This window comes from Arthrobacter sp. H5, from assembly GCF_000520595.1.
GTDB lineage: Bacteria > Actinomycetota > Actinomycetes > Actinomycetales > Micrococcaceae > Arthrobacter_D.
The window spans coordinates 1-8369 of the sequence record NZ_KI915010.1; the positions used below are offsets into that span (position 1 = coordinate 1).

An 8369-nucleotide genomic window follows, 5' to 3' on the forward strand; every position below is an offset into this window, starting at 1 on the left:
CCGCGCCCGCCTTTGCGGCGGGCACCGTCGAGAGAATCAGGTCATTGGACACGGTCTCCGATGCGCCCACGCCCATTCCCAGCAGCACAAATGCGAACAGCAGGGTGCTGGCGTCTCCACCCTGGCCCGTCAGCGCAACGAACCCGTACGCCGCCGCCGAGAGCATGAGGGCCGCCGGAACCACCAGATAGGGCGGAAACCGTTTGACCACGGGCACCACCGCCAGCCCGGCGACAATGGTCATGACCAGTCCGGGGAGCAGAATCAGGCCGGCCTCCAGCGGGCTGTAGCCGAGGACCAACTGGAGATGCTGCGACACAAAATAGATAAATCCCACCAGCGCGAAGATTGCCAGCAGGTTCACCAGCACGGCACCCGTGAACGGGCGGACCGTAAACAGCCGCACGTCCAGCATGGGATTGTGCCTGCCGAGCTGGCGGCGCACAAACGCCGTTCCGGCAACTAAACCAACGACGACGGCGGCAGCGGTGACCGCCAGGATCCCGCCTTTGGCGAGATTCTTGATGGCGAACACGATCGGCAGCATTGTCACGATGGAGAGGGCAATGCTCGGGTAATCGACCTGGCCTGGGTTTGGATCCTTGGATTCCGGCACCAGGAACGGTGTCACAGCGAGCAGCAGCACCAGGACCGGCACCGCGAGCAGGAAGACTGATCCCCACCAGAAATGCTCGAGCAGTACACCGCCCACAATGGGGCCGAGCGCGGCACCGGCGGAAAAGCCTGCAGCCCAGACGGCGATTGCAAGGCGGCGCTGGTTGCGGTCGGCGAAGATGTTGCGGATGAGCGAGAGCGTTGACGGCATGAGCATGGCGCCAAAGACGCCGAGGCCCACGCGGGATGCCAGGAGGTACTCTGCTGTCGGCGCAAACGCGGCAATGACCGAAAAGACGGCAAACCCGGCGGCGCCGATCATCAGCAGCCGGCGCCGGCCAAAACGATCGCCGAAACTGCCCATGGCAACGAGGAGGCCTGCCAGAACCAGCGGATAGCTGTCGATGATCCACAGGAGCGTGGTGCCGCTGGTGTTGAACTCAAGTGAGATGGTGGGCATCGCGAAACTCAGCACCGTATTGTCCACGGCAACCAGCAGCACCGGAAGCATCAACGCTGCGAGCGCTAACCACTCACGCCTGCCTGCGCGGCCAGGGGTCTTTGGATTCTGAAATTCGTGTGCGGCGTTCACCCCGTGGGTGCGCGCAGAAGGCTGGGTGGAATTCAACATAACGGCAATACTATACCGTCCAGCCGGTATAGTAAAACGTCGACCGCGCAGTATCATTGCTTGCATGGCCAGTTCCCGCGAGCGTATTCTCGACAGTTTTGAAGACATCCTCATCACCGACGGTGAGAGGGCGGCCACCATGGAGGCTGTTGCAGCGGCAGCGGACGTCTCCAAAGGCGGACTGCTCTACCACTTTCCTTCCAAGGAAGCCCTGGTTGACGGGCTCGGCGAGCGGCTGGAGTCACATTCCGCCCGGGATTTGGAGCTGATGGCGGCCGATCCCGAGGGTCCGGCACGCTACTACGTCCGGACTTCCATGTATGAAAACAGCCCGCTGGACCGCGCTCTGGTTGCGATGGCCCGCCTCGCGCAGCAGGGGCACGCTAAAGCCCAGGCCTCCTTCAGCTCCATTCAGGAACTGTGGCTGGCCGCACTGGAGGACCAGCTGGGCAGCCGAAGCGTGGCCCGGGCGGTCAAGCTGATGGGGGATGGGCTCTACTACGACGCGGCCTTCTTTGCCGGCGTGGGTGCGGAGCGCCAGACGGAGGATGAATTGCGTGAGCTCCTGGGGGTGGTGGACCTCGTGGTGCGGGAGGGCGGGAAGGCCGCAAATCTGCGCTGACAATTGCGGACCATAGCTGTCCGCAATTCAGTTCCGCGGGGCTGGTGGCCGTGGCACTATTTCGTCATGATCAGTCAATCGCCCATCGTGTTTCTCAGTGGAGCCGGACTGCCGGAATGGATCTGGGATGACATCCGGGCAGCCCTTCCGGTTGACAGCATGGTGCCCGCCTATCCCAAGGAAGACGGCGCCACACTGGGCGACTATGCCGAAGCGGTGCGCAGCCAGGTTCGCTGGCCAGTCTTCACGCTGGTGGCCCACTCGGCCGGCGGCGTTGTTGCAACGGAGCTGATCAGCCGTGTGCCCAAGCGGGTTGACGGATTCCTTGCCATTTCGGCATCGCTGCCGGCTGCCGGACAGTCGTTCTTCTCCGCTCTGCCGTTTCCGCAGAAAGCGATCCTTCCTGTGATCGTGAGGATGTCCGGGACGCGTCCACCCGAAAAGGTCATGCGCTCCGGTCTTGCCAATGGGCTCGACGAGCGCCTCGTCGACCGGATTGTGCGCGACTTCTCACCCGAATCCCAACGGTTCTACCGCGACAGGGTGGGGGCGGCGTCGTACCCGTCGCGGAGCGGCTACATCCTCACCCACTCCGACCGCGAGTTCCCCGTCTCTATGCAGGAACGGTTCCGGAAACGGCTTGGCTCCGGCTGGACGCGCAGCATTGAAACGGGCCACCTGCCCATGGTGCAGAAACCAGCGGAACTGGGCGGCTACATCCGTGAATTCATCGAACAGTGACCGGACTATCCCGCTGAACCCGCCAGTACAGGGGGTATCCTGCCGGAAACTAGAGCAGCTCCCCGACGAGACGCTTGATCCGGCCATCCAGCTCGTCCCGCACGCGGCCAACCTCCGACAGCGGCAGGTCTGCCGGATCCTCAATGTGCCAGTCCTCGTAGCGCTTACCCGGGTAAATGGGGCAGGTGTCACCGCAGCCCATGGTGATGACGACGTCGGCCGCCCTCACCACGTCGTCGGTGAGCGGCTTCGGAAATTCCTGACGGAGGTCAATCCCGAGTTCCTTCATGGACGCCACCACGTTGTCGTTGAGATGTTCGGCGGGCAGGGAGCCCGCGGAGCGGACGTTGATGCGGTCGCTGGCATGCAATCGAAGGAGTCCCGCCGCCATCTGGGAGCGGCCCGCATTCTGCACGCAGACAAACAACACCTCGGGTACTCCGCTGGGCCGGATGCCCTGCGAGTGGGCCAGTGCGTTTAGTCGATCCAGCGCAAAGTGCCGGGTGATCGACGTGAGGTATGTCTTGATCCTGGCCGTTCGCGCGAGGGCGGTGTAGGACTCGAACACATAGCGGTCCACCATCTCCGGACTGAAGACGCCATCAAACTTGGCGGCAAGCTCCTCGCTGATCCGGTGGAGGACGTGGTCGTCGTGAAGCAGGCCGGGCATCGGGTTGGACTGGTTCATGGCTGCCTTCTCAGTAGTCAGAATCCGCGGACCGGCCGTGCGCCGTCCCGGTGGAGATGCCAATCGTGACGAGCCGCGGCTCGGAGCAGCAACTGTCGTCTTTCTGAGAATCCGACGGGACGTCGCAGGACCCGCCCAGGTCGGTGCTGCACACACCAGTCTCAGGCAGTGACAGCTGAAGCTCCGCGGCGGCCTTCGAATCCCCGGCGATGGCAGCCACCACTGAACGCACCTGCTCGTAGCCCGTGGCCAGCAGGAAGGTGGGAGCACGGCCATAGCTTTTCATCCCCACCAGGTAAAAATCCTTCTCCGGGTGGGCCAGTATGTCGGCGCCATGGGCGGGGACGGTGCCGCAGCTGTGAAACTCCGGATCGATCAACGGTCCGAGGGCCCGTGGTGCTTCGACCGCCGGATCGAGCTCCAGGCGAAGCTCACGCAGGATATCCAGGTCCGGACGGAAGCCGGTCGCCGGCACCAGCACATCGACCTCGACGGAATCGCTGGAAGTTGTGACCGTGAGCGATTCCCCGGCGGCTAAAGAAGTGATGGTGAAAGTGGGCCGCAGCTCTACAATCCCGTCCTCCACCAGTTGCCGAAGCCGTGAGCCAAGCTGCCCGCGAGCTGGCAGGCCGTCGAGATCCCCTCCACCGTAGAGCCGCTCAGCCGCGCCAGGTCCGCGGACCGCCCACACAATCCTGGTTTCCGGCGCCGCTTTGGCTACCTGGCCCAACGAAAGCAGGGTGTTCGCTGCAGAGTGTCCCGCACCGACCACCATCACGCGCTTGCCCTCAAACCGCGGACGGTCGGCGCCCGTCACGTCCGGCAGCGGAGCAGTGATGAACCGTGCGGCATCGGTCGACCCGTGGGCGGGCAGCCCTGCCTGACCCAGCGGGTTGGGCTGATGCCAGGTGCCCGAGGCATCGATGACGGCGCGCGCAATAACATCCCGATCGCCGTCGGGCCCCTCCACCCGCACCAGAAAGGGCCGCTCATCGCGGTCTTTGGTCCGGGTTTTGTCCATGCCAAGGCGGGACACGGCGGTAACCCGCGAGTCGTAGCGGATGTGAGTCGACAGGACGGCGGCAAGCGGCTCCACATACTCGGACACCAGCTCGGAACCGAACGGCAACGCAGTCTCCCGCGGTGCTTCCCATCCAGTAGTTTCGAGCAGCCGGCGGGAGGCGGCATCGATATTGAACCGCCAGGGTGAGAACAACCGGATGTGACCCCACGCGTTGACGGTGGCACCCGCCGTCGTACCTCTTTCAAAGACGAGCGGCGTCAGTCCGCGTTCGCGCAGGTGCGCGGTAGCTGCAAGTCCAACGGGGCCGGCCCCAATAACGACAACGGGCAGTTCGCTCATGCGGGAAGCAACTCCCCGATCAGCGTTTCGATGCGGCCCTTGATCTCATCGCGGATGGGGCGTACCGATGCGACGCCCTTGCCGGCAGGATCTTCGAGCACCCAGTCCTCATAGCGTTTGCCGGGAAAGTAGGGGCACTCGTCACCGCAGCCCATGGTGATGACCACATCGGAATCCTTGACGGCTTCGTCGGTAAGCACCTTGGGTGTTTCTGCGGACATGTCGATTCCGAGTTCCGCCATGGCCTCCACGGCTGCCGGATTGATGGCATCTGCGGGCTGCGATCCGGCGGACCGGACCTCTATGCGGCCCTCGGACAGCGTGGTGAGGAACGCGGCGGCCATCTGGGAGCGGCCGGCGTTGTGAACGCAGACAAAGAGAACGGAAGGCTTGTCAGACATTTATGGTTTCCTTTTGTTCGGTGGCGAAGAAGCGCCTGCGCGCCCACAGAGCCACATATACCAGTGCAACAAGAACTGGAACTTCAATCAACGGCCCGACGACGCCGGCCAGCGCCTGTCCGCTCGTCACCCCGTAAGTGCCGATCGCCACGGCGATGGCGAGCTCGAAGTTATTGCCGGCAGCGGTGAAGGCGAGGGTGGTGGTCTTCGCATAGCCGAGGTTCAGCAGTTTGCCGATGACCATTCCTGCGCCGAACACCACAAGGAAGTAGACCAGGAGCGGAAGGGCGATCCGGGCCACATCAAACGGGCGGGCGATAATCTCATCCCCCTGCAGTGCGAACAGGATGACGATGGTGAACAGCAGTCCGTAGAGTGCCCAGGGCCCGATTCTCGGGAGGAACGTGGACTCGTACCAGTCGCGGCCCTTGGCGCGCTCCCCGAGGATGCGGGTGAGGAAGCCGGCCAGCAGTGGTATGCCGAGGAACACCAGCACGCTGACGGTGACGGCCCAGAAGGAGAAATCAGCGCTGGTGGTGGGTAGGCCAAGCAGGCTGGGCAGACCCTGCAGGTAGAACCAGCCGAGCGCGCCGAACGCGAAGACCTGGAATACCGAGTTGATCGCCACCAGCACGGCTGCGGCTTCACGGTCACCGCAGGCGAGGTCATTCCAGATCATCACCATGGCGATGCAGCGGGCCAGGCCAACGATGATCAGGCCCGTGCGGTATTCGGGGAGATCGGGGACGAAAACCCACGCCAGAATGAACATGAACGCCGGCGCGGCCACCCAGTTGAGTATCAGCGACGTGATCATGAGCCGGCGATCCTTGATGACTGCGCCCGTCTGGTCGTAGCGAACCTTCGCGAGGACCGGGTACATCATCACCAGGAGCCCGACGGCGATGGGCAGCGACACGGACCCGATCGCCATGGCTTCCAACGCGCTTCCGATGCCGGGAATCAGCTGCCCAAGAGCAATGCCAATCACCATGGCGGCGATGATCCACACCGGAAGTAGCCGGTCCAGGGTGGATAGCCGCGGCGTATCCGTTGCAGTCAGGGCTGGGCTGCTCACTCATGCTCCGTTGGGTTGGTCTCGAAAGGTGGAATCGATGATCATCGATGCCTGAAGTATTGAACAGAACATCGACGGATGTCAATGTGTGTGCATAATTGATCCTATGACTTCCGCACTGACCGATCAGGAAACCGCTGTTGCCTGTTGCACGCCCTCGGGTGAGCCAGCCATGTCGGAGGGGACGGCGTCGTCGTTGGCTGCCCAGTTCAAGGCGATTGCCGACCCCAATCGGCTGCGGATGCTGTCCATCATCTCGTCGAGTGACAACTCCGAGGCGTGTGTCTGCGACATCACCGAGCCGTTGAAGCTGGGGCAGCCCACGGTCTCACACCACCTGAAGATTCTGGTGGACGCCGGAATCCTGACCCGCGAGAAGCGTGGGGTGTGGGCCTACTACTCGCTGATGCCGGGGGCGTTGACGCGCCTGGCCGGAGCGCTCGCCGAGAACTGACCCGGGAGTCCACCAAAGCCGTTGACGGGCTAATCGAGACTGTCTTGTCGGCGCAACTTATGGACGATCGTTTGAAGATGAGTTCGCAGGTCACTGGAGTGTAGGATGCCCTCCGGGATAATCACCTGCTCGAGGTTCTCAACCTGTTCCAATACATTGCGGCCCGAGGGGGTGATGATCACCACCTGTGCTCTGCGGTCAAGGCTGCGGGTGCGTTCAACGTGTCCTTTGTCCACAAGCCGCGCAACCGCCCGGCCGATCGTCTGGGGTTGGACCTGAACGCTGCCGGCAAGAGCAGTCTGGGTCAGCTCCCCGCGGTCGGCGAGGACCGCCAAGACCGTTGCGCCGGCATGGGTGACGCCGATATCGGCGAGCCGTTTATTCCAGGCGTGCTCGACGAGGCGTGCTGCGGTGGTAAGCAGCCGGACAGTAGACCACCTAGAGGGATCCGGCACGTCGATACCTTCTTTTCACGTGGAGGAACTCGGCACCCTGCGGCACGTTGTCGGAGCCGCAGGGTGCCGCAGTTCTCCAGCCGGAGAGGCGCCGTGCGTGGAGGCCTCCGGCTTGAGGGCGGGTTGAGCTAGAAGTTGGAGCTTCCGCCGCTGTTCTGGACGTTGCTCTTTGCGTCCTGGGTTTTATCCTTCACATCGGAGGCGGCGTGGGTGCCTTCCTCTTTGACCGTGTTCGCCGAGTCAGTGGCGGTTTCCTTGACGGAGTTCACCGCCTCCTTGGCGGGTTCCTGCATGTCCTCCATGACCTGTTTGGCGGAGTCGGTGAGCTCGGTAGTGAGGGGCTCTGCCTTTTCCTTCAACGCCGTAGCCGCTTGCTTTTCCTTTTCACTTGCAGGAATAAGCGAAGCCGCCAACAAGCCGGCGCCAAAGGCAATCAGGCCTGCGGCAAGGGGGTTGCCGCGGGTCTTGTCCGTCACGTGATGCGGGGCGTCATGGACGGCATCGCCTGCATGGTGCGCAGCGGACTTGGCGGACCCGGCGGTGTCGTGGCTAGAGCCCATGACACTGGACTTCGCATTGCTGAAGGCGTTCTTGACCTTGTCGCCCTGCCGGTGCGCGATGCTTGACGGGCTTACCTTGTCGGCTACCGCATCAACGTCGGTGCCGAGTTCGGCGCGGGTACGTTCAATATCTGTTCGGATTTCTTCTGGTGTCTGGCTCATGGGGTGTGCTCACCTGGTTTCAGGGTTGGAGGAATTTCCTTGACTGTTTCGGCGGTCTGGGGCATACCGCGGATGCTTTTCATTTCTTTCTTGCCGAGGGCGGCAAGAACCGCTGCGACGATGCCCCAGATGACTGCCACAATTACTGCGGCCCAGCCCAGACCGACCAGCTCGGCGAGAGCCCACATGAGGGCAATAGACAGGAATAGCAGGAGAAAATGACCGGCAACTCCGGCGCCGGCAAGCATGCCCGCGCCCTTACCTGCCCGTGACCCCGATTCCTTGAGTTCAGCCTTCGCCAGTTCGACTTCCTGCCGCATCAGAGTGGAAATGTCGCGGCTGACCTCGCCGAGCAGGCTTCCCAGGGAGTCGCTGGATTTCTGGCCGGATTCCGACGGCGGCGGTTCAGGAACGTGCGCCCCGCCAACGTGTGTTTCGCTCATTACTGGAAGTCCCTTCCTGGTTGCGTGCCTGTTGGCGGAACGGGAGTAATTGTCGGGGATTCTGTGGGCGGTGCAACCGGAGGCGTCTCCAGTGGCGCTGTCTGTGCAGGGGCTCGCGTACCCAGATTCGGATCACTAACCCTGCCGTAGCCCGAA

The 8369-nt window shown here is 63.0% G+C and carries 11 protein-coding genes; 3 read left to right on the forward strand and 8 right to left on the reverse strand.

Annotated elements, in window-relative coordinates; translation table 11 throughout:
* Positions 1-1246 (reverse strand): MFS transporter (locus Y708_RS25615; RefSeq protein WP_081746883.1); only part of this gene is annotated, 1246 nt, incomplete at its 3' end.
* 64 nt (positions 1247-1310) lie between these two features.
* Between Y708_RS25615 and Y708_RS0115710 the strand changes: the two genes are divergently transcribed.
* Both Y708_RS0115710 and Y708_RS25620 read left to right on the forward strand, forming a co-directional pair.
* A complete protein-coding gene (locus Y708_RS0115710; RefSeq protein ID WP_028280659.1) occupies positions 1311-1868 on the forward strand; it encodes a TetR/AcrR family transcriptional regulator in 558 nt (185 codons plus the stop codon).
* Between the two features lie 66 nt (positions 1869-1934).
* The gene (locus tag Y708_RS25620) at positions 1935-2609 is read left to right on the forward strand and encodes an alpha/beta fold hydrolase (RefSeq protein ID WP_051479062.1); all 675 of its coding nucleotides are present in this window, start codon (positions 1935-1937) and stop codon (positions 2607-2609) included.
* A gap of 49 nt (positions 2610-2658) precedes the next feature.
* Here the strand turns inward: Y708_RS25620 and Y708_RS0115720 are convergent, their stop codons facing one another.
* Genes Y708_RS0115720 through arsB form a run of 4 tightly spaced genes read right to left on the reverse strand, consistent with a single transcriptional unit; the run spans position 2659 to position 6139 of the window.
* Positions 2659-3297 (reverse strand): arsenate reductase ArsC, encoded by a 639-nt coding sequence (locus tag Y708_RS0115720; RefSeq protein ID WP_028280660.1) that lies wholly within the window; start codon positions 3295-3297, stop codon positions 2659-2661.
* 10 nt (positions 3298-3307) lie between these two features.
* Positions 3308-4660: an NAD(P)-binding domain-containing protein gene (locus tag Y708_RS0115725; RefSeq protein ID WP_028280661.1), complete on the reverse strand. Its 1353-nt coding sequence runs from the start codon at positions 4658-4660 to the stop codon at positions 3308-3310.
* Positions 4657-5061, reverse strand: a complete 405-nt coding sequence (locus tag Y708_RS0115730) for an arsenate reductase ArsC (RefSeq protein ID WP_028280662.1) — start codon at positions 5059-5061, stop codon at positions 4657-4659. The genes Y708_RS0115725 and Y708_RS0115730 overlap by 4 nt, the downstream gene beginning before the upstream one ends.
* A complete protein-coding gene (gene arsB, locus Y708_RS25625; RefSeq protein ID WP_035776605.1) occupies positions 5054-6139 on the reverse strand; it encodes an ACR3 family arsenite efflux transporter in 1086 nt (361 codons plus the stop codon). Before arsB ends, Y708_RS0115730 begins: the two co-directional genes overlap by 8 nt.
* A 106-nt stretch (positions 6140-6245) precedes the next feature.
* Here arsB and Y708_RS0115740 point away from each other — a divergent pair, with 106 nt between their 5' ends.
* Complete coding sequence (locus tag Y708_RS0115740; RefSeq protein WP_028280663.1) at positions 6246-6593, forward strand: ArsR/SmtB family transcription factor; 348 nt, start codon at positions 6246-6248, stop codon at positions 6591-6593.
* A 29-nt stretch (positions 6594-6622) separates the two neighbouring features.
* On the opposite strand, the gene Y708_RS25630 is transcribed toward Y708_RS0115740, so the two are convergent.
* From Y708_RS25630 to Y708_RS0115755, 3 genes are all read right to left on the reverse strand, one after another.
* Complete coding sequence (locus tag Y708_RS25630; protein WP_035776606.1) at positions 6623-7048, reverse strand: MarR family winged helix-turn-helix transcriptional regulator; 426 nt, start codon at positions 7046-7048, stop codon at positions 6623-6625.
* A 128-nt stretch (positions 7049-7176) separates the two neighbouring features.
* Positions 7177-7770, reverse strand: coding sequence for a DUF3618 domain-containing protein (locus Y708_RS0115750; RefSeq protein ID WP_028280664.1), 594 nt, complete (start codon positions 7768-7770; stop codon positions 7177-7179).
* A complete protein-coding gene (locus tag Y708_RS0115755) occupies positions 7767-8213 on the reverse strand; it encodes a phage holin family protein (protein ID WP_028280665.1) in 447 nt (148 codons plus the stop codon). Before Y708_RS0115755 ends, Y708_RS0115750 begins: the two co-directional genes overlap by 4 nt.
* Positions 8214-8369: the final 156 nt, after the last annotated feature.